Raw genomic sequence first — 26,750 nt, 5'->3', positions numbered from 1 at the left:
GAACAAATCCAGTGTGGACAGAAAGTCCACCGGACAACCAGAAGGGATCACCCCATGGTCACCGAATCGGAGCTGGTCGCGACAATCACCGCCCGAGCGGCGGAAGTCGGTGTCCAGGTCTGGCTGCACGCTGCCGATCTGGACGGCCCGCGACAGATGGGTATCGACGCCGAGGAGCCGGTGGTCACCGCGTCCGTGTTCAAGGTTCCCGTGGCAGTGGAACTTGCCCGGCAGGCGGCCGCCGGTGAATTCGACCTCGCCGAGCGGATCGCGGTGGCACCGGGACATCCGACCGCCAGCCCGTACGGCCTTGCGACGTTCCGCCACGACGTCACGATGTCCTGGTACGACCTGGCCGTCCTGATGATCGGCATCAGCGACAACGTCGCCACAGACCTGATCCTCGGGAAGGTGGGAAAGGCCGCGGTCGCCAAGACGCTGCGGCGGCTCAGCCTCCCGCACACGGCTGTCCCCCACGACTGCGGGGAACTGTTGCGCACGATCGGCGAGGACCTCGGGATCGACTACCAGGACGACGAAAGGATCCTGGCCGCGTTGCCGGCGGAACAACTCGCCAAGCTGCGTGCGTTGTCACCCGAAGAGACCTGCCGGACCACCGCCGCGGAAAGCACCCGGTTGCTGGGCCTGATATGGCGTGATGAAGCAGCGCCCGCGGCGGCGTGCGCAGACGTCCGGCGCTGGCTGGAACTGCAGGTGTGGCCGCACCGGCTGCGTTCCGGCTTCGCGGACGACGACGTCAAGGTCAGCGGCAAGACCGGAACGCTGCCCTCGCTGCGAAACGAGATCGGCGTGGTGGAGTACCCGGACGGCGGCCGGTACGCAGTCGGTGTCTTCACCAGGGCCGTCGATGCCCGATCAAGAGTTCCCGAGCGTGACGCCTTCATCGGGTTCGCCGCCGCCCAGGCGGTGGACTGGCTTCGGCGGTAACCCGTACCAGCGGCCGGGGCCACCGCCGCCGGCGGACCGGTCGAGGCGTTCAGGTTCGTGTACTCGGATGGATCTGCCGTCCCGGATTCCTCGCGCGAGACGAACGGACCGGCCGGCAAACCTCCTAGGGTCGCCAGCAGCGAGGCTAGGAGGCGAAGCATGCGGACACTGTTGCGGGGCGGTCGCGTCATCGACCCGGCTACGGGATTTGACGGCACGGCTGACGTGCTGGTCTCCGACGGCGAGGTCATCGCCGTCGGACCAGGGCTGCCGGCTGCCGACGACCAGGTCGAAATTGATGTCGCCGGGTACATCGTCGGACCCGGGTTCATAGATCTGCACAGCCACGTGCACTCCATCGCAGGCCAGCGGCTGCAGGCGATGGACGGCGTCACGACGGCGCTCGATCTGGAAGCCGGGATGATGCCCGTCGAACGGGCCTACGCCGAGGCGGCCGCGGCGGGACGCCCGCTGCACTACGGCTTCTCGGCCTCCTGGGGTGCCGCGCGGGCCAAGGTGCTCGCCGGCATCGAACCGGACGCGAACATCAACACCGGTCTCGCCGTGCTCGGCAATCCGGCCTGGCAGCGGTCCTCGTCGAAGGTCGAACTGGCCGCCTGGCTGTCCCTTGTGGAGGGTGAGCTGGCGGCGGGCGCGCTTGGCGTCGGCGTGCTGCTCGGGTACGCCCCGGCCAGCGATCCGGCCGAGTTCCTGGCGTTGGCGAAGCTGGCCAAGCAGGCCGAAGCGCCCACCTACACGCACGTCCGCGAGCTGGTCGAGATGGACCCGGCCACGCCGGTCGACGGGTCGCAGGAGATCGCGATCGTCGCGGCCGAGACCGGTGCCGCGATGCACCACTGTCACGTCAACAGCACGTCCGGACGGCACGTCGACCGGGTGCTCGCCGCGCTGGAGTCGGGCCGTTCCGCCGGGTCGCGGGTGACGGTCGAGGCCTATCCCTACGGTGCGGGCAGCACCGGCATCGGCGCGGCCTTCCTTTCGCCCGAGCGGCTCAAGATGAAGGGCCTCGACCCGACGCGCGTGCTGATGCTGGAGACCGGCGAGCGGATCGCCGACGAGGCCCGGCTGCTGCAGGTCCGTGCCGAGGACCCGGGTGCGCCGTGCATCCTTGAGTTCCTCGACGAGGAGAACCCGAAGGACCGGGCCCTGCTGCACCAGACGCTCGCCTTCCCGGATTCGATCGTCGCGAGCGACGCCATGCCGGTGTACTGGCGAAACGCCGGCAACGAATCCACCGAATGGCCGCTGCCCCCTGGCGGTGCAACGCACCCGCGCACGGCGGGCACGTTCTCCAAGTCGCTGCGGTTGATGGTGCGCGAGGCCGGGGTCTGGACCTGGCTGGAGGCGTTCCGGCGCTGCTCCTACTTGCCCGCGCGGGTGCTCGACGAGGTCGCGCCCGGCGCGCGGACCAAGGGCAGGCTGAACGTCGGCGCGGACGCGGACATCGTCGTCCTCGACCCCGTCACCATCACCGACACGGCCACGTACTTCGATTCGACCCGGCCCGCGGTCGGCGTCCGGCACCTGTTCGTCGCGGGCACCCCGGTGGTCCGCGACGGGCAGCTGCTCACCGACGCATACCCTGGCCGGCCGCTGCGGGGGGAGCCACGATGATGGAATTCAGCTTGGAAGCTTTGCTCACCGACATCGAAACGTTGGTGTGCTGCGAATCCCCGTCGTACGACCTCGACGCGGTGGCGCACAGCGCTGAGGTGCTGGCGGACCTCGGCAAGGCGTTGCTCGGCGTGGAGCCGGAGCGGATCGTCCTCGACGGCCGGACGCATCTGCGCTGGCGGTTCGGCGACGGCCCGGCGCGCGTGCTGCTGCTCGGCCACCACGACACGGTCTGGCCGGTGGGTTCCCTGGAAACGCACCCGTTTTCCGTGGCGGACGGGGTCTTGCGGGGGCCGGGCTGCTTCGACATGAAGGCGGGCGTCGTGATGGCGCTGCATGCGGCCGCGGCATTGCCGCGCCGGACCGGATTGTCCATTTTGGTCACTGGCGACGAGGAGCTGGGCTCGCCGTCGTCGCGAGCGCTGATCGAGGAAGAGGCGCGCGGCTGCGAGGCGACGTTCGTGCTGGAGGCTTCGGCGGACGGCGGCGCAATCAAGACCCGGCGCAAAGGCGTTTCCCACTACCGGATCGAGGTAACCGGCCGCGCCGCGCACGCCGGGCTCGAACCGGAGAAGGGGATCAATGCCGGGATCGAGATCGTGCACCAGGTGCTCGCGGTCGCCGCGCTCGCCGATCCAGAGCGCGGGACCAGCGTGGTGCCGACAGTGCTTTCGGCTGGCACGACGGTCAATACCGTGCCGGCGGCGGCCTCGGTCGAGGTCGACGTGCGGGTGTGGGACGCGGAGGAACAGCTCCGCGTCGACCAGGCGTTGCGGGCGTTGCAGCCGGTGCTGGCGGACGCGCAGGTGCGGATCAGCGGCGGGATCAACCGTCCGCCGCTGGATGCCGCTTCTTCGGCCGCGTTGTTCGGGCTGGCGCAGGAATTGTCCGCGGAAATGGGGCTGCGGAGGCTGACCGAGGCGGCCGTCGGCGGTGCTTCGGACGGCAACTACACCGCGGGTCTGGGAGTGCCGACTCTCGACGGTCTCGGCGCGGTCGGCGGCGGGGCACACGCGGACCACGAACATGTCTTGATCGAAGAATTGCCGTGGCGGACCACATTGCTGTTCGCGCTGGTGGAAAACGTTTTGGCGAAGGGTAGTCCGTCGATTCTGGCGAATCCGGCGGACAATTCTGGTCGAGCCCGACGGTGACTCTCCGGGGCAAGCCGGGAAAGGATCATCCCGTGACGAATCTTGCGATGAACACGGAACGGCAGGTCACATCGGCGACCTGCGACGAGGCGGTCGCGGCCGCGCGGGCGGCGGCCGCCGCGTCGGGGGTCGAGGTACGGGAGATTACCGAGATCGCCGAACTGACCGCGGTGGGAATGCTCTTCGAGACGATCTGGGGATCGGCCCGGCCGGTGACCACGGAGCTGCTGCGCGCGCTGTCGGCTGCCGGGAATTACGTGGCTGGCGCGTTTGCCGGCGGCGAGCTGCTCGGCGCGTGCGTCGGATTTTTCGGCCATCCCGGAAAAGGCAGTCTGCACAGTCACATCGCCGGAGTTGCCAAGGCCGGTGCGGGCCGCGGAATCGGGTATGCGCTGAAATTGCACCAGCGCGGCTGGGTATTGACGCAGGACGTCTCGGCGATCAAGTGGACGTTCGATCCACTGGTGCGCCGCAACGCCTATTTCAACCTCGGCAAACTCGGTGCGCTCCCGGTGCTGTACCTGCGCGACTTCTACGGCCCGATGGCGGACGGCATCAACGGTTCGGGCGACACCGACCGGCTGATGGTGTCCTGGGACCTGGCCAGCACGGCAGTGCGGGCCGCCGCCTTCGGCGAGCCCATCCGGACCGATGCGAAAGCGCCGCTCGAGCGGGGCGCTGCCGTGGCGCTCTCGGTGGACGCCAACGGCGGCCCGGCGACGGGCTCGGCAGATGCCCCGGTGGTGCGCGTCGCCGTCCCGGCCGACATCGAAGGCTTGCGCCGCACCGACCCCGGCAAAGCAGCCGATTGGCGGGCCGCGCTGCGCGAAACGCTCGGCGGACTGATGTCCGCAGGGGGCCGGGTGACCGGCTTCGACCGGGCCGGCTTTTACGTGATTTCCAAGGAGGAGCAGTGAAACTCAGCGGTGTGGAACTGCGCCGGGTGCAGATGCCGCTCGTCGCCCCGTTCCGGACTTCGTTCGGCACCCAGTCCGTGCGCGAACTCCTGCTGCTGCGGGCGGTGACGCCAGCGGGCGAGGGCTGGGGCGAGTGCGTGACGATGGCCGGCCCGCTGTACTCCTCGGAATACAACGACGGCGCCGAGCACGTGCTGCGCCACTACCTCGTCCCGGCGCTGCTGGCCGCGGAGGACGTGACCGCGGCGAAGGTGACGCCGTTGCTGGCCCAGTTCAAGGGCCACCGGATGGCGAAGGGCGCGCTGGAGATGGCGGTGCTCGACGCCGAACTCCGCGCGAGCGAGCGATCCTTCGCGGCCGAGCTGGGGTCGGTGCGGGACACCGTGCCGTGCGGTGTTTCGGTCGGGATCATGGACACGATCCCGCAGTTGCTCGACGTCGTGGGCGGGTATCTGGACGACGGCTACGTGCGGATCAAGCTGAAGATCGAACCGGGCTGGGACGTCGAGCCGGTGCGCGCGGTCCGCGAACGCTACGGCGAGGACGTGTTGCTGCAGGTGGACGCCAACACCGCCTACACCCTGGGTGATGCGCCGCAGCTGGCCCGCCTCGATCCGTTCGGCCTGTTGCTGATCGAGCAGCCACTGGAAGAGGAGGACGTCCTCGGCCACGCCGAACTGGCGCGCCGGATCAAGACGCCGATCTGCCTGGACGAATCGATCGTGTCGGCACGCGCGGCGGCGGACGCGATCAAGCTGGGCGCAGTCCAGATCGTGAACATCAAGCCGGGTCGGGTCGGCGGTTACCTCGAAGCGCGGCGGGTGCACGACGTATGCACGGCGCACGCGGTTCCGGTGTGGTGCGGCGGGATGATCGAGACCGGCCTCGGCCGGGCGGCGAACGTCGCGCTGGCCTCGCTGCCGGGCTTCACTCTTCCCGGGGACACCTCGGCATCCAGCCGATTCTACCAAACCGACATCACCGAGCCGTTCGTGCTGTCAGACGGGCACCTGCCGGTGCCGACCGGACCGGGCCTCGGCGTGGTGCCGATTCCGGAGCTGCTCGACGAGGTGACCACCGCGAAGGTGTGGATCGGTTCGTAGCCTGGCACGAATTCCGGGGGTAGATTCAGCCGAATCGAACCACGCGGTTCGACCGAGGCTCGATCTACCCTCGGGGAATGCTGACACCCGTGCCGAGCAAGCCGCACACGAGTCTGGGGCGCGTCCTCGAAGCCCTCGGGGACGTGCTCCTCGAGCCGGTCGCCGTCGGGCGGGACACCCGGCGGCAACTCGGCGGCGTGGTGATCCACGATCCGCACGACGACGCCGAGTTCCCCGCCAAGGCGGTCGTCCTCGGGGTCGGCGTGCGTGAATCCGACGAAATCGCGAAGCTGCTGCGCACCGTCGGCGAACGCGGGGCTGCCGCGCTGGTCGTGCGGTCGCCGGTCTCCGCGTCGACGGAACTGGTGCGGGCGGCCAACTCCACCGGAGTCGCGCTGCTCGGGCTGGCCAGCGGGGCGTCGTGGACGCAGCTCGCCGCGATGCTCCGCACATTGCTCGCCGAGGACGACGTCGGCGATGTTTCCCCGCAGACGCTCGGCGGGGTGCCGTCCGGCGATCTGTTCGCGCTCGCCAACGCGGTCGCCGCGCTGCTGGACGCGCCGGTCACCATTGAGGACCGCAACTCGCGCGTGCTCGCGTTCTCCGGCCGCCAGGACGAGGCCGATCCTTCCCGCGTCGAAACGATTCTCGGCCGTCAGGTGCCCGAACGGTTCACCCGCGAGCTGGAGAAGGAAGGCGTTTTCGAACGCCTTTACCGGGACCACGGGCCGGTTTACGTCTACCCGGACGGCTACGACGAGAACATCGCCATGCCTCGAGTCGCGGTCGCGGTCCGAGCCGGCGACGAGGTCCTCGGCTCGATCTGGGCCGCAGTCCACAATGAGCTTAGCGAAGAACGTACCGCGGCAATGGTCGACGCCTCGAAGATCGTTGCGCTGCATATGCTTCGACTGCGCGCGGGTGCCGATGTCGAGCGCCGGTTGCGGGCCGATCTGGTCAGCACCGCGCTCGAAGGCGGCTCCGGCGCGCCGGAAGCCATCGCGCGCCTCGGGTTGCTGGGGCAACCCACCATCGTGCTCGCCATGGGACTCCTTGAGGTCCCCGACGACGACCTCTGGCTCGTCGCGGAACGCCAGCGAGTCGCCGACGCGTTCGCTATGCACCTCAGCGCCGTCCAGCCCCGGTCGGCGGTAGCGCTTGTCGGCGATGTCGCGTACGGCATCGTCCCGATGCCCGGGAACCAAGGCGATTGCCGCGAACGCTCGGTGCGCGTCGCGTCGACCTTCCTGGAACGCACCGGCCGCCGGGGCGCCGCCGCAATCGGCGTCGGACCGCTCGCGCTCGACGGCTCGGGCCTGCGCGCGTCCCGCGACGGGGCCGACCGCGCGTTGCGCGTGTTGCTCACCAACGGCGGCACAAAGCGAGTGACCACCGCCGAGGACGTGCACATCGAAGCGTTGATGCTCGAATTGGCGGATCTTTGCGCGGCACGCGGCGATGTCGCGACCGGGCCGATCGCGCGGCTGCTGGCCTACGACACGAAACACCAATCTCAGCTCGTGCACACGCTGCGGTGCTGGCTCGATTCTTTCGGCGACATCGGCGCCGCGTCGGCCGCCGCGTACGTGCATCCGAGCACATTCCGGTACCGGTTGCGCCGGCTCGCCGAGGTCGGCGGAATCGATCTCGACGACCCGGGAGACCGGTTCGCGGCGATGGTGCAGCTGCATTTGCTGCCGCGGGAGGGGAAAGCCGTTCCGGTTGAAGAGGCTTGACCGCCGTCCCGGTTGCTCCCGGACCCGTTCCCGGGTCCCCGAGCGCGACGCATTCTCGCTTTCGCCGCGGCGACGGCAGTGGAGTCGCTGTGCACGGCCTGATTCGTCTGGGCGGAGGAACTTTCCCCGCGCTCTCCTCGGTCCGGACGAACAAGTGATGCAGGCCACGGGCCTAGCATTCCGGAAACGCCATCCCCACCCGGGCAGAAGGTGCACATGTCGAAAATTTCTGAAATCGAGACTTGGCTCCAGGAGAACTTCGCCGCCCTGCTGGCCGAGCATCAGGTTCCTGGCGCCGCAATCGCGGTGCTCGCCGACGGCAAGGTGATCGACCACGCCGCGGGCGTCCTGAACAAGGCCACCGGGGTGGAGTCCACTGTGGACTCGCTGTTCCAGATCGGGTCGATCACCAAGGTGTGGACGACCACCCTGATCATGCAGCTGGTCGACGAGGGCCGCCTCGACCTCGACCGGCCGGTGCGCGACTACCTGGCGGAGCTCGCGCTCGGCGACGACAAGGCCGCGGCCGCGATCAGCGTCCGGCAGCTGACCTGCCACACCGCCGGCTTCGAGGGCGACATCTTCACCGACACCGGGCCTGGCGACGACGCGGTGGAGAAGCTCATCGCGACCCTGTCCGACGTGCCGCAGCTCTTCCCGCCAGGCGAGCGGTTCTCCTACAACAACGCCGGCTACTGCGTGCTCGGCCGCATCATCGAGGTGCTGCGCGGCAAGTGCTGGGACGACTGCGTGCGCGACCACCTCTTCGTGCCGCTCGGCCTGACCCACGCCGCAGCTGGTCCCTACGACGCGATCCGCTACCGCGCCGCGATCGGCCACGTCGCCTCGAAGCCGGGCGAGGAACCGGTGCCCGCGCCGAACTGGGCGCTCACCCGCTCGAACGCCCCGGCCGGTTCGACGCTCGCGATGCGCCCGCGGGACCTGCTGACCTTCGTCCGAATGCACCTGAACGACGGCAAGGCCGACGACGGCACCCAGGTGCTGTCGCCGGAGTCGTTGGCCGCGATGCGGGAGCCGCAGGTGGAGGTGCCCGCGCTCGGCGGCATCATGGTCGCCCACTGGGGTCTCGGTTGGATGCTCTTCGGCTGGGAGGGCGACGAGGTGATCGGCCACGACGGCGCCACCATCGGCCAGTCGGCTTTCCTGCGCGTGGTACCGGAGCGCAACGTCGCGGTTGCATTGCTGACCAACGGCGGGCAGCCGCTGCACGTCTACCAACAGGTCCTCGGCAAGCTGCTTGACGAACTCGCCAGCGTCAAGCTCCCGTCACTGCCGGAGCCGAACCCCGAGGCCGCCCCGGCCGACCTGTCCCGGTACGTGGGCGAATACTCGTCGATGGTCGCCGATACCGTCGTTACCGCGGAAAACGGCAAGCTGTGGATAGAGCGCACCCCGAAGGGGATCTTCGCCGAGGTCGGCGGTGCGCCCCCGGCGAAGGAGGAACTGCTGCCCTACCTCGGCGACACGTTCGTCGCCTACGTCCCGCAGGTCCCGGGCATCTATATGGCACACACGTTCGTCGGCGACGACGACACCGGCCGCGCCCAGTTCCTCCACACCGGACGCGCCGACCGACGGAGGTCCCAGTGAACGAGATCCGCGAACAGATCGAAGCCGTCTTTGCCGAAGCCGGCGCCGAAGGGTTCCTGCACGCTCGCGAAGTCGGCGTGCCGGACGGACCCGACGTGTCGGCGGGCGGCGACGACCCGGTGGTGCTGGCGTCGGTGTTCAAGATTCCGGTGGCCGTCGCCTACGCCCGCGAAGTCGTGGCGGGACGGCTCGACGAGACCGAGCAGACGTTGGTGACCGCGCGGTACCGGATCGGCGGCATCGGCACCGCGGGCTGCGCCGACGACGTCGAGATGAGTTGGCGCGACCTCGCACACTTCATGCTCACGATGAGCGACAACGCCGCGACCGACCTGGTGTTCCACCGCGTGGGCCACGAAGCGGTGGACCGGGTGCTGGCCGACCTCGGGCTGGCCCGCACCCGGCTGATCGGTTGCTGCGAGGACCTGTTCGCATCCGTCGTGGCGGACCTCGGCGGGAACTCGGACTCCGACCTCGAAGCGCTGCTGGGCGAGGCCACGCCGGAACAGATGCTGAAGCTCTCGGTGCGCGACCCGGAACGTACGACGTCGTCTACGCCGCGCGAGATGACTGCGCTGCTCGACGCGATCTGGATCGATCGGGCAGGCGAACCCGAAGCCTGCGAACGGGTCCGCAAGATCATGGCCCAGCAGGTCTGGCCGCACCGGCTGTCGTCCGGATTCCCGTCCGGAGTGCGGATCGCGGCGAAGACCGGGACGCTGCCCGGCGTCCGCAACGAAGCGGGAGTGGTGACCTTGGGCGACGGTCGCCAGTTCGCGGTCGCGGTGTTCACCCGCGCTCACTCCCTCGAAGACCGCCTTCCCGCGGTCGACGCATCCATCGGCGCCGCCGCCCGGCTGGCTGTCGACCACCTCCACGCGCAGAGCGCGACCCGCTAGGAGTGGTCGTGTCAAGCCGTCTGCGTGACCGGCGGGGCGAGGTGAATGTTACGCAGCATCGCCCACAGCACGTCGACCCGGCGGCGGGCGAGCGCGAGCAATGCCTGGTGCGGATCAGACCCTCGGCGCGTTTCTTGAGGCAGTAGTCCCTCGACAGGCCCGGTCGCATCATTGCAGACTGCGCGGACATGTAGAACAACCGGCGCCTGCGTCGGCTGTAACGCTTCGGCCGGTGGTAGCTGCCCGTTCTGCGGCCGGAGTCGCGGGGCACCGGCGCCAGGCCCCGCGTGGAAGGCCAGGCCGGGCGGCGTCGCGGTAGACGGACAGGTCACGGACGATGTCTGTCCACCGCCCAGTGGTGGCCCTTGCCGGCGTCGATGCCGACGTAGACCGACATTGAGGGCCTCCTTTCCGAGCACGGATGGGGTCCCGGAACCAGAATCCACCGGGCTGTGCAGGGAAGGGGGCCCGGCCCTCATAGAGTCAGGTCAGCGGGCACCTCTTCTCATTCCGTCGTCCACAGACCGACTATCGCTCGGCGGATCCAGGATCAGCAGACGCCGTAAGAGGGGCGTTTTTGTGGCCTGTCGGGGGACCAGGCAGCCGGGCGCGGAACGGGATCAGGGGCCCGGTCTTACACGTCGGCGACCTTGCCGGGGCGACGCCCGAAGCCGTCCTCTTCGGTGGAGGCGAGGCCGGCGTCCTGCCGGGCAGGCCCCTACTGCTCATATTCCGCTTGCTGTCGAATCGGGCGTACTTGACGATTCGTCTGCCACAGAGCACCGAGTGTTGGCAGAATCCGTTGATCAAGTTCCTGCCTGCATAAGGAGTGTGCTCGCTCGATGGCGAACGCAACGGTCCTGATATCCGGAGCCGGGATCGCCGGTACCGCGTTGGCCGGCACTGTCACGTTGACTGGCCGGGTGGGATGATCTTCTGGTTGGTCGTGCCGGGGAGGGATTCGTTCGTGTCGTCCGCGTCGCCGTCGTACAAGGGCCACCGGTACGCGGTGGAGGTGATCGCGCACGCGGTATGGCTGTACTTCCGCTTCCCGCTGTCTTTCCGCGAGGTCGAGGAGCTGATCGAGCGCGGCGTCATCGTCTCTTACGAGACCATCCGCCGCTGTTCCGCCAAGTTCGGCCAGGCCTACGCGGACGAACTGCGCCGCCGTCGGCCACGGCCTGGGGACAAGTGGCACCTGGACGAGGTCTTCGTGAAGATCAACGGAGAGCAGAAGTACCTGTGGCGGGCCGTCGACCAGGACGGCAACGTGCTCGACATCCTCCTGCAGAGCCGCCGGGACAAGGCCGCGGCAGGACGCTTCTTCCGCCGCCTGATGAAGAAGACCCGTACGGTGCCGAGGGTGGTCGTCACCGACAAGCTCCGTTCCTACGGCGCGGCGCACCGCGAGGTCATGCCCTCGGTGGAACACCGTTCCCACAAGGGCCTGAACAACCGGGCGGAGAACAGTCATCAGCCCACGCGGCAGCGCGAACGCGCCATGAAGGGATTCCGCTCCGTCGGCGGGGCCCAGCGGTTCCTGTCCGCGTTCAGCGGCATCTCACCCCACTTCCGCCCTCACCGCCACCTGATGAAAGCCCCCGACCACCGAGCCGAGATGACCGTCCGCTTCGCGATCTGGGACCAGATCACCGGCGCTGCCGGCCGGCCCACCACGGCCTGACCACAGGCCCGGACCGCGGGACCCACCAGGCCACGACGCACCGTCAGGCACCTGCAACCCAACAACGTGACAGCACCCGTCCCGGAAGTGTGACGCCACCGCGAACACTTCCTGCTGGACATCGTGGTGCAGCAGACTCACCTCCGACGGCGGTCTTGGGCTGGTGAAACTCGCGCTCTGGTCAGCACGAAGAATCACGCCAAGACCGCCGTCCGCATACGCCGAACTCCCTGGTGAGTGAACCTGTTCGGGCCGTTGCTCGAGCTATCATCACCAGATGCCTGAAGCTCCCGAGAAGTTCAACACCGCGATGACCACCTGGCAGGAATGGCAGGACGCCCCCTGGGGTCGTCTGCGATAGGCGATCGCCGAGGCGAACCTCGTCCGTCATCTCGACGACCTGGGCGGCGGGCCGCTGCAGATACTCGACCTCGCCGGCGGTGACGCGATGCGTCTGGCCGCCCGCGGGTATCACGTCACCATCGTCGACCACGCACCCGCCATGCTCGCCGCCGACGGGGTGACCGTGGTGACCCCGTCGGCGACAAGAACGGCCCCGAGGCCGACGGCCAAGAATCGCGCCCGGGACGAGCGGGCGGCGGGCCTGCGGCTGTCATCACGTCGCCTGTCGACGGGGGTTGGACGGACCGGATGGTCCGCACCCGCTCGGTGCGATGCGGTTCTTGGAGCCGCGCCTCAGTGCTGCGGCGGTGCGGCAGTCGGCCCGAGGTCGGGCTCGTCGCGCAGTTCCACCGTGAGCGGGGCGCTGGTACCGCCGAGGTCGAGCACGAGGATTTGGTTGCCCACTGCCCGCCACAGTGGCGCCGGGGCGTAGAGGGTGCGCTGGGGACCCTTCTCGGTCCACAGGCGGCCGAGGAGGAAGCCGTTGAGCCAGACCAGGGTGCGGTCGCTGCCTGGGATGGCGAGGAAGGCGTCCGCCGGTTCCGGTAGATCGACGACGGCGCGGTGGAAGACGGGGCCGTCGACGACCTCGGTGGCCGGGGTGGTGGACAAGGCGCTCAGGTCGTCGAGGGGCAGTACCCGGACGTCCCAGCCGAACAGGTGCTGGTGGTCCAGGCGCACGCCTGCGGTCAGGCCCTTGCGGTCGGCCAGGTGCGGCCCGTAGTTGACCCGGCCGAAGGGCTCGACGAGGATCTCCAGCTCGGCGCCGCCCTCGGGGACGACCAGCTCGATGGTGGGGGCCGGGTTGTCGCGTTCGAGTACGCCGACCAGCTGTCCGTCGAGGAAGACCTGCGCGAGGTCGCGGACGCCGTCGACGGTCAGCGTGGCGGGTCCGGCGGGTCCGTTGATGCGGTGACGGTAGTGGATGAGCCCGTGGTAGTGGCCGAGCTTCTCGATCGGTTCGGGAGCCGGGCGGCGCAGCGGGGTGGAGAGGAGGTCAAGGTTGTCGCGCAGGGCCGCGACGGGAGCGGCGGCGACGGTCCTTGGGCGGATGCGGCGCGGCTGCGTGGGCAGCTCGCCCTCGGGCAGCGGCACGTAGCGGCCGATGACCTCGCGGAACCGGTGGAACTTCTCGGTCAGCTCGCCTGCCTCGCCGATCGGGGCGTCGTAGTCGTAGCTGGTGACGGTGGGCATGTAGCCGGGGTCGGCGAGGGTCTCGCCGGTGTGGTTGGCGCCGGCCCACCAGCCGAAGTTGGTGCCGCCGTGGCCCATGTAGATGTTGACTGATCCCCCGGCGGCCAGGATTTTGTCCAGCGTCTCAGCGGCGTCGGCGGCGTCGCGGACGTGGTGCGCGTCTCCGAAGTGGTCGAACCAGCCGTTCCAGAACTCCATGCAGGCCAGCGGGGAGTCGGGCTGGAACTTGGCGAGCTCGGCGAACGCCTCCTCCGGGTGGGAGCCGAAGTTGACGGTGGCGAGCACCCCGGGGAGCGTTCCGCCGGCGAGCATGCGCGGTTCGGGGCCATCGGAAGTGAAGAGCAGGCAGTCGATGCCTCGGGCGATGAGACCCGTCTTCAGATGCTCGAGGTAGTCCGCGTCGTTGCCGTAGCTGCCGTACTCGTTCTCGACCTGGACGGCGACGATGGGGCCGCCCTGTGAGACCTGGAGGTCGGCGAGGACGGGGATGAGCTGGTCGAACCACTGGTCCACTGCGGCCAGGTAGGTCGGGTCGGCGGTGCGCAGGTGCATGGACTCGTCGGCGAGCAGCCAGGCGGGCAGGCCTCCGAGGTCCCACTCGGCGCAGATGTAGGGACCGGGGCGGGCGATGACGTCGAGTCCGAGTGCGTCGGCCTGGCGGATGAACGCGGCGACGTCGTACCAGCCGTCGAAGCGGGCCGGGTCGGTGGTGGGCTGGTGGAAGTTCCAGGCGATGTAGATCTCGACGGTGTTGCAGCCCATGGCCCGCAGTCGCGCCAGCCGGTCGTGCCACAGGTCGGGGTGGATGCGGAAGTAGTGCACGGCGGCCGAGACCACGCGGTGCTCGCGGCCGCCGCGCAGGAAGCGGTGGCCGTCAACGGTCAGGGCTGGTCGCGTGCTCATGCGTTGCTGCTTTCAGTTGTTGTCGTTGGCATGTGGCGCCGGGCACCGCCTGGCGTGGCAGTACCCGGCGCCGTTCGGTCACGTGGGTGTCAGCGGGTCATGACGGGTGGCTCCATTGCTGGCTGGTGCCGCCGGTGCAGCGCCGGATCTCCAGCAGGGTGCCGTTGGTGGTGGCGCCGTTGGCCGCGTCCAGGCAGCTTCCGGATTCGACGCCCTGGTACTCCTTGGTTGCGGCGTCGTAGGTCCACTGCTGGTTGGGGCCGCCGTTGCAGTCCCATAGCTCGACGCGGGTCCCGTCGGCGGTGCCGTGTCCGGTGACGTCCAGGCACTTGCCGAGCGAGCGGATCGTGCCGTCCTCGGGGAAGGACCAGGTCTGGTTGGCGCTGTCGTTGCAGTCCCACAGCCCGACGAGGGTGCCGTTGGTGCTGTTACCGCCCGGGATGTCGATGCAGCGGTTGGAGGCGACCCCGACGATCGGGCCGGAGGTGGTGGGCTTGCAGGTCGGCAGGCCGGTGGCCGTGGTGCCGAGGTCGTCGACGACCAGGTTGTCCAGGGTTGCGGCGCTGCTGTTGCGGGTGGCACTGGTCAGGGACAGGTAGATGTCACCGCAGTCACCGGCGGTGAAGGAGGTGTCGATGTGGCTGTGCGGGGCCGACTTCTGCGGCGGCAGGCTGTCCGTCCAGCTTCCGGTCCACCAGGACGGCACCGGTCCGGGCGAGGGCGGGCTGGTCAGGCCCTGGGTGGTGGTCCGGTCCAGCGGCGTGTCGGTGAGCGGTGAGCCGGCGTTGTCCCCGTTGACCTGGAAGTGGTACTGGCCGGCGGTGTCGGCCTGGTAGTCCGCCTGCACGCGGTAGGAGTGGCCCGGGACGAAGCGGATCGATCCGGGCCAGGTGCGGAACTGCAGTCCGGAGCCGTTATTGATGGTCTCCAGCGAGTAGTTGCCGCTGATGGTGTCGCGGGTGTAGCCGTCATGGAACTCCGAGAGGATCTCGCTGGGCTCGCCATGCCGGCCGATCAGGAAGGGACCGAACCCGCCGCCGGTGTTGTGCTCGAAGTCCTCGGTGTAGTAATGGCCGTCGGCCTGGTGGGTGGCGCCGGGGTCGGCCATGGCGCGCACGTCGGACCAGAGCACGGTGTCACCGCCGTCGGAGTCGGCGGCGGCCCTCAGGTGCAGGGTGGCCTTGGTGGCGCCGGCAGGTTGGGTGAACAGCACCTCGAGGCGCTGGAACCGCTGGCCGCTGAACCGGTTGTCCAAGTCGGTCTGGGCCGGGGTCGGCTTGTCGATCCAGTTGCTGACCGGGTCCGCGCCGTTGCCGTCGACCTGGAGAGTCGCCTTCCGAGTGCCGGTCACCGAGACGTACGCGGAGGCGGAGTACGTCTGACCGGGGGTCAGGCCGGTCAGCTGCTGGGTGACCTGGCCGTCGTTGACGCCGGTGATCTGCAGGTTCTGGAAGCCGTTGGAGTCGGTCACCACGGAGACGCCGGAGGTGTCACCGGAGGTGGAGGACGGGGTCCAGCCGCTGAGGTCGCGGGTGAAGAACTCACCGTTCTTGACCAGGGTGCCGGTTCCGAAGCCGACCGAGGAGGCGGTGTCGCTGCGCAGTACCGGGGCTCCTACATTGCTGCCGTCGGCGTACCTGCCGGTCGTCGGGACGGCGACCTGGGTGCCGGGGTAGATCACGTACGGCGTGTTCGCGTCCAGGGTGAGCGTGACCTGGCCGCCGCTGACCGTGATCTTGGTGCCCGCGTCCTTCCCGGTGTCGGAGAGCTTGTACAGCGTGACCGAGCTCTGGTCGGACCAGGCCTTGGGCAGGGTCCAGGTCCGGGACTCCGCCTCATCGTTCCAAGCGTAGATCTTCTCCTGACCCCGCGGGGACCAGGGCAGGAAGAACTTGTTGCCGTCGCGCTCCAGTGCGCCGTCACGCCAGATCTGCGGCGAGCTGCCGTTCATCTTGGTGGAGACCCCGCCGGTGAACTGGATGGCGCCGGTCTTCCAGCTGGTGATCTTGAAGTTCTGCAGGTACTTGGTCGGCAGGTTGTTGGTGAAGACCTGGGCGATCTCCTGGTTGACCGAGTTTTTGCTGTGATAGCCCATGAACGAGGCATTGTTCCGCGCCCCGCCCAGCATCGGCTCGCTGTTGTTGGCCCAGGCGTCCATGTCGTGGTTGTAGACGAAGCGCAGGATCTGACTGCTGATACCGGAGTTGTTGTCCTCGGCCGAGTGGTGGTACCAGGACGTGTACGGGAACATGAACCCCGCCCACTCGGTGTAGATCGGCAGCCCGTGCTGCGTGACGGCGTTCGCTTCCTTCCAGGCGTTCCAGTCGATGCTGTCGTTCTGGACGAACGCGTCGCTGTAGATGAAGCCCAGGTGGGGAACGTCGTGCAGCAGCGCGCCGATCCGCTTGGCGTAGTCGCCGCTGGCGAGGTCCTTGCCGATGTCGAGGCTGTAGGAGGTGTCTCCCCAGATGTACGGGGATGAGGGGTTGGTCGGGTTGTCCGTCTTGTCCCAGCGGAAGGCATGGCTGCGCGGCGCCGCGCCGACGTCGCTGATGTGGACGCCGACGATGGTGTTGTAGGCCGCGGCACCGTCGACGACGGTGTTGATGTCGGCGAGTCCACCGGCGGCGGTGTTGTAGTGGCCGGCGTAGTCCGGGTGGCCGGCGTCGTGACCCTCGTCCTGATAGCCCTTCAGCTCGATGGACTGGCCCAGCCCGTCGGTGTAGAGCGCCATCTTCTTGATGTCGTCAAGGGTCTTGACGAACGGGTTCTGCGCCTGGGAGACGAAGTTCATCGCGATCTGGGAGACCACGTTGTTCTTGGTCTGGGCCGCGTGCTTCGGCTCGGGCATGATCTGCCGGTAGGCGATGGCCGCGTCCTGCCAGTCGACGCGACCGCTGCCGTTGGCGTCGCCGGTGAGGACGACCTTCGCCTCCGGCAGAGCGACGACCTGGCCGTCGGGCCCACGGTAGGTCCACAGGTCCGAGCCGATGGCGGTCGTGTTGACGCCGCCGGACTGGGCGGTCTGCACCAGCAGGTTGCCGCCGCGGCTCGGGTCCACCGGATCGCCGAAGGAGGTCAGCGAGTTGCTCGTGACACCGGCGGCGATCGTCGAGTCGGCCACCAGCACGATGGCCTTGTGCAGTGGCGTGGCGTCGGCCGGCAGCGACGACACAGCGCCGATGGTGTCCATGTCGGGGCTGGCCGCATAGCTGGTCTTGTAGACCGAGGCGTCGGCCAGTTGGGCGCCGGTCTGGTCGCCGCGGATGGACAGCAGGTTCTGTCCCGGGATCGCGAGGGTGGTGACCTTGGTCCGCCCGGTCTCGGTGACGCCCGTGACCTTCCAGTCCAGGACGGATTCCGACACCGACACCCGGACCTTCAGCGTGACGCCGATCGAGGAGAAACCGAGCACATAGTCGGCGTGGTTGGAGGCGAGTTTAGAGGTCACCGTGGGGGTGTAGGCGGTGCCGTTGATGCTGACCTGCGGCGTCTCCCCCGTGTTGCCGGGCAGCGTGCCCTTTCCCAGCCGGTACTGAAGCACCTGCGGGAACGCGGTGTCGACGGTCGCGGTCAGGTTCCCGGAGCGGATGACCGCGGTGGCGACCTCGTCCGCAGGAGCGGCGGTGGCGAGGGTGGTGGTGCCGCCGAGAACGAGTAGCAACGCGCTGAGCACCGCGACGCCGGCTCTGCGCGGGAATGGTGGGTACATGGCTCACTCCTACCGTAGGGGTTACTTGACGGCGCCTGCGGTGAGACCGCTGCGCCAGAAGCGCTGCAGTGCAACGAAGGCGATGAGCAGCGGGACCAGCGAGACAAACGCCCCGGTGATCGGGAGCATCGGCGGGACGCCGTTGGCGAACGACGAGCGCCACTGAACCAGGCCGACGGTCACCGGCAGCTTGGAGGCGTCGTTGAGCATGAGCGCGGGCAGCAGGTAGTTGTTCCAGACGCTGACGAACTGGAACAGGAAGATCGTCACCAGGGCCGGGGCCATCACCGGCAACGCGATGCGGAAGAAGGTCCGCTGCTCCCCCGCTCCGTCCATACGTGCCGCCTCCAGCAGCTCGTCCGGCACAGACGCGGAGGCGTAGATACGCGACAGGTACACCCCGAACGGGCTGACGAAGCTGGGCAGAAGAACGGCCCAGTAGGAGTTGGTCAACTGGAGCTTGGCCATCATCAGGAAGAGCGGCAGGGCGAACATCGGCGCGGGGATGAGCACCGACGCGAGAATCACGTTGAAGATCGCCTCGCGGCCGCGAAACCGGTACTTGGCCAGTGCGAAGCCGGCCATGACCGACAGCAGGGTACTGACAGCGGCGCCGACCAGGCTGTAGAGCGCACTGTTGGCCAGCCAGGAGGAAAACACCCCTCCCTGGAACGAGAAGACCCGGCTGACATTGGCGCCCAGGTCGAAGTGCGAGAACCACAGCGGGCTGCCCTGGTAGAGATAGCCCTCCCCCTTGGTCGCGGAGACCAGAAGCCACCAGAGCGGGATGAGCGTGTACAGGGCCATCAGGCCGAGCACCGCATTGACGACCAGGCGTCCGGTGAGCGGGATACGGGTGGCGGTCATGCGTCGGCCATCCTTCGCTGAGTGAACTTCAAGATCCCGAAGGAGAGGACCAGCGTCACGAGGGCCAGCAGGACGGACTGCGCCGCGGCGAGGTTCGGGTCCGCCTGCGAGGCGGTGAGCGTGGTGTTCATGATCGGGCTGAACTTGTTGGATGCGCCGGGGATCCGCGCGGCCGCCAGCACGGCGGGCTCTGTGTAGAGCTGGGCGGTGCCGATGATGGAGAAGACCGTGGTCAGCACGAGTGCCGGGCGGACGAGCGGGATCTTGACGTGCCAGGCCAGGCGCCAGCCGGTGCAGTTGTCGAGGGTGGCGGCCTCGATGACCTCGCCGGGGACCGTCTGGAGTGCCGAGTAGATGATCAGCATGTTGTAGCCGGTCCAGCCCCAGGTGATCATGTTGCCGATCGACGCTGGGAGCCAGCCGGCCGACAGGAAGTCGGCGTGGATGCCGATCGCGGCCAGCGGCCCGGTGAACGGCGAGAGGTCCTTGACCAGCAAGAACGACCACATCACCGCTGCAATCGCGCCGGGCAGTGCGTAGGGCAGGAAGAAAGTCAGCCGGAAGGTCTTCCTGAACCGGGCCGAGCGCGAGTCCAGCAGCAGTGCGAGCAGCAGGGCCAGGCCGAGCATCAGCGGCACCTGGACGGCGCCGAGCAGCGCGACCCGCCCGAGCGAGCGCATGAAGTCGCCGTCGTGCAGCGCGTCGACGAAGTTGCCGAAGCCGACGAACCGCGTGGTCTGCGCCCCACCGAACAAGCCCTGGCGGTGCACCTTGAAGAAGCTCTGGTAGAGGGCGTAGCCGATCGGCGCGAGCATCATCGCCGTGAACAGGACCCCGAAGGGGGCCAGGAAGCCTGCGGCGTTCAGGGAAGTGCGGCGACGGTAACGGCGGCTCGGTCCCGCGCCCGAGCGCGGACGCGTCCGCGCGGGCGATGGCGCGGTCTGTGTGCTCATGATGTTCCTCGCACGGATGCGGTGCGGACTGAGGTGGCAGGGCTCGCGACGCCGCGAGCCCTGGGGAGCGGCTGACGATCCTCGGCGTCAGCCGCCGGTCACGGAGAGCCCCAGGCTCTTGATCTTGTCGATCGTCTTCTGCTGGGCCGTCGTCGTCGCCTGGGCGTAGGTGCCCTTGCCGATCGCGTCCGAGTAGTCGGCCTCGACCTGCCCGAACGTCGGCCCGACGACCCAGGTGGTCGGGATGTTGGCCGAGGACTCCTTGAAGACGTCGTAGATCTTCTGTCCGCCGAAGTAGGGGTCGCCCTTGGACAGCAGCGGGTTGTTCAGACCGGCCTTCGACGCCGGGTACAGACCACCGACCGTGATGCCCGTGCTGACCGCGTCCGGGTCGCTGGAGAGGAACGCGGCGAACTCCACGGCCTCCTTGGGCGTCTTGCAACCGGACAGCACGGAGGTGGCCGAACCGCCGGAGTTGGAGCTGGTCTTGTCGCCGGCAGTCCAGGTCGGCATCGGAGCCACGGCCCACTTGCCGGAGAGGTCCTTCAGGTCGCCCTTGATGCCTGGGGCGGCCCAGGCGGCGTTCACGAAGGTCATGACCTTGCCGGCCTCGGACGCCTTGTCGAAGTTCGGATCCCAGGCGTTGCCGTTGTTCATCACCTGCTTCTTCGCCTTCAGGTCCTGCCAGAACTTCGCGACCTGCTGCGTGCCCGGGTTGTCGATGGACACCCGCCAGGAGCTGCCCTGCGTGCCGAACCAGGACTTGCCGGTCTGCCAGGTCAGGGCAGCCATGTCGTAGGCGTCCTGCGGCGCGGTTCCGAAGGCGACGCCCGGGTCGGCGGCCTGGACCTTGGCGGCGTCGGCAGCGTACTCGTCCCAGGTCGCGGGGGGCTTGGCGATGCCGAACTTCTTGAACAGGTCGGTGCGGTAGTACAGGGCCATCGGGCCGGTGTCGACGGGGACGCCGTAGACCTTGCCGCCGGCCGAGGACGCCGCGACGGTCCAGTCCAGATACTTGCCGGTGTCGCCGGAGGCGTACGACGTGATGTCCATCAGCGCGTTCTTGACCAGCATCGACGGGATGTCGTTGTAGGTGACCTGCGCGAGGCACGGCGCCTTGCCGGCGGTGATCGCGTTGGTCATCTGGTCGTAGCCGCCCTTGGCGCCCGACGGAATCTGCTTGAACGTCACCTTCTTGTCCGGATGGGCGGCGTTCCACTGGGCCGTGATCTTGTCGTAGCCCGGGGCCCAGCCCCAGAACTCCATCGACACCGGCCCGGCGTGGGACGCCGCGCCGGAAGCGCTTGAGGCAGAGCCGCCGGAGCTTGAGCAGCCGGTCGCCAGCAGTGCGAGGGAAACGGCTGCCGCGCCGGCAGCGGATCCGAACTTGGACGTGCGCATGAATTCCTCATTCAACGGTCGCGAAAACAGGAACGGCGAAACGCAGCACGGCCAGAAAGGGTAACCGAGCAAGCGAGTCGGATAATCGCAGGTGAATTATTCAACGCGACCGCACTGGCAGGTCAATAGTCGCGTCAGACATTTCTGATGCTTTATAAAATCGGGAGAATCAGGGCAGGCGTCATCGACACCCGGCCCCGACCAGCCAATTTACTGCAGGAGAAAGCGAGTGTGGTGCATTGATTAATTTGGACGCCCGGTCGTACGGAATTCGACAACGCCAGGCAAACCGGCGTGCGTGAATACGCAAAGCCAAGCGCAGGAATCTCAGCCGCCTAAAGAAATCCGCAACCAGGAGCACCCCACCTCGGCACCGGTTAATGCGGGGAAAAACCGTAGCGGCGCGCGCGCTCAGGACAGCCGGGCACGGACGGACTCCCTGATCACCAGACAGGCGGCGCCGCGCGCCCAGAGCGTTTCGCTCGCCTCGTCAACCTTGATGACACAGTCGCGCGCCGCCGTGGAGACCGCGAACCGTTCCAACGCCGCCGTCATGGCCGGCCCGAAGTACTCGTAGGCGACCGTTCCCTCCCCCGCGATGACGATCAGTCCGAGATTGAGCAGATTGCACAGACAGGCGAGGCCTCGCCCCAGCGCCTCCCCCGCCACCGCGAACGCGTCACGCGCGGCCTGACGCTCAGCCCTGGCACCGGACCGCGCCAGCTCCGTCACGGCGTCGAAGTCGGCCTCTGGTGAGCCACCCGCCTCCCGGAACATTCGCAGCACCGCGTCGGATGAGGCGAACGCCTCCACGCAACCCTGGTTGCCGCAGGCACACTCGGGACCGTTCGGCTCGATCGGGAGATGCCCGAACTCGACAGCGAGTCCACTCACTCCGGAGTGCAGCACGCCATGGAGCATCAGCGCACCACCCACGCCGCGCCCGACCGAGACCACCGCGAAGGAGTCGACGTCCCGCCCCTCGCCGAACCAACGCTCAGCGATGACAAGGGCGTTCACGTCGTTGTTGACGACCACCGGGAGCCCGGTCGCGGCGCTCAGTGGTCCCGCGATGTCGACATCCGTCCACCCCAGCCGGACGGCGGAACGGCAGGTGCCGACCGCCGCATCGACGTGCCCGCCGACTCCCACACCGATACCCAGCACCGCCGCGCCGGGATCGGGGGCGAGCGCAAGCAGTTCCGCCGTCAACGCAGCCGCCACGGACAGGACACGCTCGGGCTCGAGCGAGTCGAGCGGAGCAACGAGACGCGCGAGCTGCTCCGCCCCGAGGTCGGTGAGCACGGCGGCCACGTGCGTGCGCGCGATCTGGATGCCCACGACCAGGTGCTGTTCGGTGTTGACTCGTAGCAGCCGCTGCGGCCGACCGGGCCCCGTCGCGCTCTGCTGCCCGGTCTCACTGAGGTAGCCCCCTTCGATGAGCGGCGACAGCAGCCGCGTCACCGTCGACGGCGACAGCCCCAGACGCTGGGCGATCACCGTGCGCGAGATCGGCCCAGCCGTGAGCACCTGCGCAAAGATCTCGGCCCCCGTCTGGTCCGGGACCAGCGCCATCAAGGCGGTCACACATGCCTCCCCACACACGGTTAACTCCATCGTCACCGCCGAGCGTGGCGTAAATATTTTTGTGTGTCAAGAAAAGAAGCACTACCAGGATCCGGCCGAAGGGCGAGAGGCCCGTGATCTGCGTCCGCGCCGCGCAGTCACCGCAACCGCAGCCGCCGCCCGCCCGCCGAAGCGCGCTAGGTGGAGTTCGCACTCCGCATTTCGGCGGGCCGGTCCGAGGCACAGGCGAGGTGGCACCGGAAGTTCCGGAGACTGCGGGTGCCGATACAACATCCGCTCTGGTCATCCGGCATGCCAGCACTCATGGAGGACTCCGCCGAGCCGATCGTGCCGACGGGCATCGAGAAGGGTAATCGGGTCCAGATCATTGACTGGCACGAACAGCGCCCGCAGCGGCACCCCTTGACCGAGCGTCCGGTGAGACCGATGCCCGCCACGATCTGGCCGCGGCCCCACGGGAACACACCGAGCCCGGTCCCGAGGCCAGCCGGCACGGCAGCCGGGTGGAAGTCCGCCGGGTTCCATCTGGCCCAGCAGCTTCTGCGCGGCCTTCTTCCTGATGTTCGGCATCAACATGACTTGCTGCACGGGCAAGCTGTCCGCGCACGTGAAGCTGTACGACAGCTCTCCCTTCCTCACTCGGCCGCAGGAGAACAGCATCGGGACCAGCCGCGGGTCTCTCGGGCCGATCGACGCGTTTCTCCCGCCAGGCGTAGCCACGCTGACGACGGCGCGGGCGCGGCGGCCCCGGCCGACGCGCAACCGACTGCGCGCGCCCCGGTCCCCGGCTGCGTCCGCGCCGCCCATCCCGCCCTCCCTCTCCCTCAACTCCAGCCAGGGCATGGGCAAAGCGGCCGCAACGGGGATGTCAGCGGCCCGACCACGCCAAAACCGCGTGGTGACCTGCACGAACACGGGGGCTGTCCTCCGGGGTGCGCAACAGTAGGCGCAACCCATAGCCGCAACAGATGGCGCAACCTCAGGCGCAACCCCTGTCGCAACGTCGGTACCCCTGGTCCACCGAGGGCGCCCGGTCAGTCATGCCGCCCGGAGGGAACAGCCGTACGGACAGGCGCAGCAGGTTGGCGGCGCAAGACGGTGGTGCCAAAGACCGGGGCGCGCCCGCTGCAGCAGCCCCCGTACCCGCGCGCAGGCCCACCTCGCCTGTTGCCGGGCATGCGGCTGAGCCGGCGTTGTCAGTAGCGGATCTCTTTGGCCTCGTACCCTTCGAGCCCGGTCGTGACGAGGGCGGGGACGAGGGCGTGCAGGTACCAGGCGAGGTCGGTGAATTCCGGCGCAGCCGGGATGCGCCGACGGTCGATGGTCGGCGTGAAGGAGACGTCCGTGCGGCCGGGCAGGAACATGAGCATGCCGCCTGTCCCCGCCTCCGAGTGGTAGACGTTGAGGGCCACCGTGTAGGGCAGGTTCCCCGGCGCGTCCAGGAGTGCCAGCACCTCGCCGAGGCCGTCGGGCGCGCTGTCGTACCACTCGTACATGTCGTCCGCGTCGTTGATCATGTACGAGACGCCCCCAGGAGGTACCGCCGCGGACCACCCCACCCCGGTCAGGGCATCCAGAACGGCGCGCACCGTGGTCGGGCACGTGAACGTGAAGTCGATGTCGGCGTCTCTGGATCCCACGGGACCTCCGGGCAAGGTGAGCGACAACCCCGCATCCTCGCCCGTGGAGCGCAGAGCCGTCGATCCGTTTTCCCAGCCTGGCTGCTGACCATGTTCCCAACGGCTTCTTCACACGTGGTCGGGGCCGCGCGCGGCGTGGCCGGGGACATGGTCGGGGCTGTGGTCGCCCCGACCATGACGGTCCGGCCCGTTCCGTGGCAGCACTGGGCGGATTGCTCCATCCCCCGCCGACGGGCGGGTTCGGCCGGCTGTGGCGCGCGTCGGGCACCGCGATCTTCCTTCCCGCCAATATCAGTCACCAGGTCCTGCGGGCCGACCTGGACGCGCCGCGCAAGCAGCGTCAGACACGAGGTCACCCGGATCTTTCACAGGCTGGTCCCCCCAAGCTCCTGGCGGTCCCGCAGGACTACCGCATCCGCTTTGGCCATCGTAAGGATCAAGGGGCGGGTGATGAGGGCCTGCGGATGACAATCGGATCTGCGGCCTCGGCACGGGCGCGCGTCATGGCGGCCTCGACCTCCTCGCGGGTGACTTCCTTGTAGAAGCGTTCCCCCTGGGCGTCGGTGATGTCGATGACGAGACCCGTCCACTCCTCGGCAGGCTCCTCCGGCACATGCCCGAGCTGGTACTCGGCATCCTGGAGCAGTTCCTCCGTCACCCGCACACCGGTCAGCCGCTCGGCGAGGGCGAGGACCGCCGCCTTGGTGTCGACGCGCACGCCGGTGTCGCCCTCGTCGTCGGAAAGATCGAAACCGACCTCACGCATCACCGAGTTGAGGGCGTCGGGGGTGCCGCCGTCCCTGGCCGTGGGCCACTCGAAGGCGGTCCGAAGCTCCCCGTCCTCATACCAGTGGAACAGGTGGATGGGCTTACCTCCATTGCTGGAGTGCACCACGGCACACCCACCCGCCGACAGGGCTTCCAGGAAGCGCGGCTGCATAGCCACGCCGCCGTCGAAGTGCAAAACAAGTGTCCAGTCGCCGCCCACGCCTGGCACGGTGAACGCGCCCGCGAGGAAGGACTCGTAGGAGTAGTCCGTCGCGTCGAACAGTTCCTCCTGCTGCTCGATCAGCGCGTCCACCCCCGTGCACATGCCTTGCGGCTCCGCTTCCATTACCCGCAGCACCTCCCCTGGGGCAACGCCGCGCACCAGGGTCAGGGTGTATCCGGTCTCCAGCGCGTAGCGGAAAAACGGGGAGGACCGTATCCAGGCGTAGTCATGTGCGGTCACCGAAGTCATGCACCACAGTTTGCCTGCCACCACTGACAAGGGCTGGTGAAGCAGGCGAGGCGCTGTCGCAACCCGTGGACATCCCGCGTCGATCGCAGCTGACGAACGCCTCCCGAGCCAATGCTCAGGTGCTGTTCGTCCGTGTGCCCGAAGCCGGCCAGGAACAGCGCACTCACGGAACAAGCGCTCTGTGCCAGTACGGGAGGACCCGGGTCTTCCCTGCGGCACGCAAGCTGTCGACCAGGCCGGCTGCCCCCGGCAGCCCGATGCGTCCCTCGCCTTCGGCGACCTGTGCACACTCACGGCCCTGCCCAGCGGAGCGACCTTCGTCTTCGAGATCGTCCAAGGCGCAGAACCGGTCCTGAACGTCGTGGGAGCGACTTCCATGACTGTCCAGCCCCGACTCGTCAGGACACTCTCATTTCCGTCCCCAACAATCTGCCAGACGCCTCTCAAGTGATCGACCGGCGACTCGGCATCCCCGACCTGTGGCCTCTGGCCCCTGAGAGGTGGGACGAGGACTCGACTGGACGTTCCGACTCCTCCACCCCCGTAGAACGCGTCAGCCTGGATCTTGGCGGGCGCCGCTTGTCCTTTCTCCTTTCTGGAGTTCGTCGGCCCCGGCCTCCCTCTGCTCGCTCAGGCGGGATCAGCGCGCCACGCCGAGGGTGGCGATCAGGTCTTCGTGCAGCTCGAACCAGACCCGGTGGCAGGAGTCACGGTCGGTGCCGGTGATCCAGGCAGGTTCCACATGTGCCTTGGCCAGGGCTTCGGTGAGACGCTGCTGGTAGCCGGAGAACCGGTCGAGATGGGCCGTCAGACGGCCCTCGAACCCGGCCAACGCAACGGCGGGGCCTTCGAGCGCCGTAATCGTCCGGGCGAGGGTCACGGTCGGATCGTCGATGCCCATCTCGGCCAGCTGCCAGGCGGTGCAGGCGGCGGCCATGACGTCGTTGAGTGGCAGGAAGTCCCGGTGGACCTTCTCGACAGCTGCACGGGCGCCGGCTTCGTCGAGCTCAGCCGCCAGCAGCCGCTCCCCATCCGTGATCTTGCGTGGGTATCCCCGGCTTCAGCCGGAGAGGGAAACGCATCCTCGGCCCGGAGGCGCGAAGCGCCAAAGTTCGCTGCGTTGTCAGTGGCCTGCACTATGTTGATCACGACAGCCGAAGGGGG

Annotated in this window: 18 protein-coding genes and 1 pseudogene; 9 read left to right on the top strand and 10 right to left on the bottom strand. The window is 68.4% G+C overall.

Annotated features, from left to right (window positions below; genetic code table 11):
* Nucleotides 1–54 precede the first annotated feature (54 nt).
* The 8 genes from ACNPQM_RS34255 (at nucleotide 55) to ACNPQM_RS34220 (ending at nucleotide 10,003) form a co-directional block, all read left to right on the top strand.
* Entirely contained in the window at nucleotides 55–948 is an 894-nt protein-coding gene (locus ACNPQM_RS34255) for a serine hydrolase (RefSeq protein ID WP_418087034.1), read from the top strand.
* A 57-nt stretch (nucleotides 949–1,005) separates the two neighbouring features.
* Nucleotides 1,006–2,583 (top strand): amidohydrolase family protein, encoded by a 1,578-nt coding sequence (locus tag ACNPQM_RS34250; protein WP_418087033.1) that lies wholly within the window; start codon nucleotides 1,006–1,008, stop codon nucleotides 2,581–2,583.
* Nucleotides 2,580–3,737 carry a M20 family metallopeptidase gene (locus tag ACNPQM_RS34245; RefSeq protein WP_418087032.1) on the top strand — a complete coding sequence of 386 codons (1,158 nt, stop codon included), beginning with the start codon at nucleotides 2,580–2,582 and terminating at the stop codon, nucleotides 3,735–3,737. Before ACNPQM_RS34250 ends, ACNPQM_RS34245 begins: the two co-directional genes overlap by 4 nt.
* A 32-nt stretch (nucleotides 3,738–3,769) precedes the next feature.
* Nucleotides 3,770–4,654, top strand: a complete 885-nt coding sequence (locus ACNPQM_RS34240) for a GNAT family N-acetyltransferase (RefSeq protein ID WP_418087031.1) — start codon at nucleotides 3,770–3,772, stop codon at nucleotides 4,652–4,654.
* On the top strand, nucleotides 4,651–5,757 hold the full coding sequence (gene menC, locus ACNPQM_RS34235; RefSeq protein WP_358862715.1) for an o-succinylbenzoate synthase: 1,107 nt from the start codon (nucleotides 4,651–4,653) through the stop codon (nucleotides 5,755–5,757). Before ACNPQM_RS34240 ends, menC begins: the two co-directional genes overlap by 4 nt.
* Before the next feature lie 77 nt (nucleotides 5,758–5,834).
* Complete coding sequence (locus ACNPQM_RS34230; RefSeq protein WP_418087030.1) at nucleotides 5,835–7,493, top strand: PucR family transcriptional regulator; 1,659 nt, start codon at nucleotides 5,835–5,837, stop codon at nucleotides 7,491–7,493.
* 216 nt (nucleotides 7,494–7,709) lie between these two features.
* Complete coding sequence (locus ACNPQM_RS34225; RefSeq protein ID WP_418087029.1) at nucleotides 7,710–9,104, top strand: serine hydrolase domain-containing protein; 1,395 nt, start codon at nucleotides 7,710–7,712, stop codon at nucleotides 9,102–9,104.
* On the top strand, nucleotides 9,101–10,003 hold the full coding sequence (locus ACNPQM_RS34220; RefSeq protein ID WP_418087028.1) for a serine hydrolase: 903 nt from the start codon (nucleotides 9,101–9,103) through the stop codon (nucleotides 10,001–10,003). Before ACNPQM_RS34225 ends, ACNPQM_RS34220 begins: the two co-directional genes overlap by 4 nt.
* A gap of 11 nt (nucleotides 10,004–10,014) precedes the next feature.
* Here ACNPQM_RS34220 and ACNPQM_RS34215 read toward each other — a convergent pair.
* Nucleotides 10,015–10,342: pseudogene (locus ACNPQM_RS34215) on the bottom strand (transposase); the annotation flags it as partial.
* 589 nt (nucleotides 10,343–10,931) lie between these two features.
* On the opposite strand from ACNPQM_RS34215, the gene ACNPQM_RS34210 reads away from it, so the two are divergent.
* Nucleotides 10,932–11,687 (top strand): IS6 family transposase, encoded by a 756-nt coding sequence (locus ACNPQM_RS34210; protein ID WP_418087027.1) that lies wholly within the window; start codon nucleotides 10,932–10,934, stop codon nucleotides 11,685–11,687.
* Nucleotides 11,688–12,383: 696 nt separating this feature from the next.
* Here the strand turns inward: ACNPQM_RS34210 and ACNPQM_RS34205 are convergent.
* The 9 genes from ACNPQM_RS34205 to ACNPQM_RS34165 form a co-directional block, all read right to left on the bottom strand.
* The gene (locus ACNPQM_RS34205; RefSeq protein ID WP_418087026.1) at nucleotides 12,384–14,186 is read right to left on the bottom strand and encodes a glycoside hydrolase family 35 protein; all 1,803 of its coding nucleotides are present in this window, start codon (nucleotides 14,184–14,186) and stop codon (nucleotides 12,384–12,386) included.
* A 97-nt stretch (nucleotides 14,187–14,283) separates the two neighbouring features.
* Complete coding sequence (locus ACNPQM_RS34200) at nucleotides 14,284–17,898, bottom strand: endo-alpha-N-acetylgalactosaminidase family protein (RefSeq protein WP_418087025.1); 3,615 nt, start codon at nucleotides 17,896–17,898, stop codon at nucleotides 14,284–14,286.
* Between the two features lie 21 nt (nucleotides 17,899–17,919).
* Nucleotides 17,920–18,765 (bottom strand): carbohydrate ABC transporter permease, encoded by an 846-nt coding sequence (locus tag ACNPQM_RS34195; RefSeq protein WP_418087024.1) that lies wholly within the window; start codon nucleotides 18,763–18,765, stop codon nucleotides 17,920–17,922.
* The gene (locus ACNPQM_RS34190; RefSeq protein ID WP_418087023.1) at nucleotides 18,762–19,718 is read right to left on the bottom strand and encodes a carbohydrate ABC transporter permease; all 957 of its coding nucleotides are present in this window, start codon (nucleotides 19,716–19,718) and stop codon (nucleotides 18,762–18,764) included. The genes ACNPQM_RS34195 and ACNPQM_RS34190 overlap by 4 nt, the downstream gene beginning before the upstream one ends.
* Before the next feature lie 87 nt (nucleotides 19,719–19,805).
* On the bottom strand, nucleotides 19,806–21,119 hold the full coding sequence (locus ACNPQM_RS34185; RefSeq protein WP_418087022.1) for an extracellular solute-binding protein: 1,314 nt from the start codon (nucleotides 21,117–21,119) through the stop codon (nucleotides 19,806–19,808).
* A 411-nt stretch (nucleotides 21,120–21,530) separates the two neighbouring features.
* On the bottom strand, nucleotides 21,531–22,706 hold the full coding sequence (locus ACNPQM_RS34180) for an ROK family protein (RefSeq protein WP_418087021.1): 1,176 nt from the start codon (nucleotides 22,704–22,706) through the stop codon (nucleotides 21,531–21,533).
* Between the two features lie 1,196 nt (nucleotides 22,707–23,902).
* Nucleotides 23,903–24,346 (bottom strand): hypothetical protein, encoded by a 444-nt coding sequence (locus tag ACNPQM_RS34175; RefSeq protein WP_418087020.1) that lies wholly within the window; start codon nucleotides 24,344–24,346, stop codon nucleotides 23,903–23,905.
* 436 nt (nucleotides 24,347–24,782) lie between these two features.
* Nucleotides 24,783–25,586, bottom strand: a complete 804-nt coding sequence (locus tag ACNPQM_RS34170; RefSeq protein WP_418087019.1) for a DUF6461 domain-containing protein — start codon at nucleotides 25,584–25,586, stop codon at nucleotides 24,783–24,785.
* A gap of 640 nt (nucleotides 25,587–26,226) precedes the next feature.
* On the bottom strand, nucleotides 26,227–26,523 hold the full coding sequence (locus ACNPQM_RS34165; protein WP_418087018.1) for a hypothetical protein: 297 nt from the start codon (nucleotides 26,521–26,523) through the stop codon (nucleotides 26,227–26,229).
* Nucleotides 26,524–26,750 lie beyond the last annotated feature (227 nt).

Source organism: Streptomyces sp. NPDC056231, assembly GCF_048270745.1.
GTDB lineage: Bacteria > Actinomycetota > Actinomycetes > Streptomycetales > Streptomycetaceae > Streptomyces.
This window is presented reverse-complemented; position numbering and strand designations above follow the sequence as displayed.